Source organism: Pandoraea cepalis (assembly GCF_902459665.1).
GTDB lineage: Bacteria > Pseudomonadota > Gammaproteobacteria > Burkholderiales > Burkholderiaceae > Pandoraea > Pandoraea cepalis.
Genome location: NZ_CABPSL010000054.1, coordinates 1 through 755 on the forward strand (window position 1 = coordinate 1; position 755 = coordinate 755).

General features: G+C 57.6%; 1 protein-coding gene. It reads right to left on the minus strand.

Features of this window, described 5'->3' with window-relative positions; translation table 11 throughout:
* Positions 1 to 71: 71 nt before the first annotated feature.
* The gene (locus tag PCE31106_RS23900) at positions 72 to 596 is read right to left on the minus strand and encodes a DUF3047 domain-containing protein (protein ID WP_150564901.1); all 525 of its coding nucleotides are present in this window, start codon (positions 594 to 596) and stop codon (positions 72 to 74) included.
* Positions 597 to 755: the final 159 nt, after the last annotated feature.

Here is a 755-nt window from a genome sequence, read left to right on the forward strand (position 1 = left end):
CTTTACCCCGAAGCAGCGGCTGGCCATGGCCGCTTAGTTTCTACTTCTCGCGGCCGTGGAAAATGGGGGCATTACCTGACCATACGCGCCAATTCGCGATGCAGTTGATCTTGCATGGTCAGTTTTGCGGGATCGCCATCGAACGCAAGGGCGATGCGAACGGGTGCGTCATCGAATGCCTTCGTGCGAATATCGGCACTCGCGGGGATGGCATCCGCTCGCCAGCGCCACGTCAGCTTGGCGCCTGGGTACACAGGAATGTCGAGCGTCTGTGCGATGCCGGACGCAGATTTGTCGACCGAGGCGCGAATCACCGCGATGCCCTGGCTATCGATCGTCTGTTCGTAATGGGTGAGCCGTTTGTTGCGGGTGACGAGATACGTCTCCCAGTGCGGGGGCAAACCCTCCGGATTCACGGCAGCGGAAAGGGGAGCAATGTCATCGCTTTGTACCGGCGAAGGCAATGCCGAGGCTTGTTTCGACGAGGTTCCCGGCAACGTACATCCACCAATCCCCAAGATAACCATGGCGGTTACAACCCACGCCGCTCCCGCACGCCATCTTGCATGGCGCTTGCTTCGATCCTGATTGACCACCTGTTTCGCTCCCCGAACTTCCACTAACCCCGTGGCCAAATGCTAAGCGAGAAACGGATATCGATCCAGACGGAATTTCCCAGAAAAGCAAAAACCCCTTGCTACACGAGTTAGCAAGGGGTTTTTAGGGGGAGCCTGACGATTACCTACTTTCACACG